Annotated in this window: 1 pseudogene; it reads right to left on the bottom strand. The window is 70.1% G+C overall.

The window, feature by feature from the left end:
- Positions 1-243 precede the first annotated feature (243 nt).
- Positions 244-462: pseudogene (locus tag KGA66_RS29405) on the bottom strand (cobalamin biosynthesis bifunctional protein CbiET); the annotation flags it as partial.

Below are 462 nucleotides of genomic sequence, written 5' to 3'. Positions count from 1 at the left end.
CAACCTGCCCGCCCCCGCCGCCGGCGAGACGATCACGTACCCTACCGGGATTCACCGACGGCCGGGAAAGCACATCGGCACCCAGCCGCCCGCCCGAGCCAGTATTGGCCACGACACGCCACCCCCGGAACCAGTACGCACGCCGAGTGAGTGAAGCCAACCACTCGTAAGACTGACGCCGCCGAACCGGCGAACCGTTGCCGCCGCCGAGAACCCCGCCGAACCGCGCGCCAGACACCCCCCTCACGTCCGCTCACCCCACAACACGAACACCGGATTGACCGCCGCGAACCGGTGCGCGTCCCCCGGCAGCGCCGCCAACCGCGACGACTGCAACAACACCCCGTCCACCTTGCGCCCCGACGCCTTCAACGCCTGCTTCGCCTCCGCCACCCCGTCGATCGCGGCCAACGTCACCACCACGATCCGCGGATCCCGGTTCATCACCGCGCGGATCACCTC

The organism is Actinocrinis puniceicyclus (assembly GCF_018283645.1).
Classification (GTDB): Bacteria; Actinomycetota; Actinomycetes; order Streptomycetales; family Catenulisporaceae; genus Actinocrinis; species Actinocrinis puniceicyclus.
The sequence above is the reverse complement of the archived record's forward strand: the minus strand, read 5'-3'. Positions and strand labels throughout refer to the sequence as shown.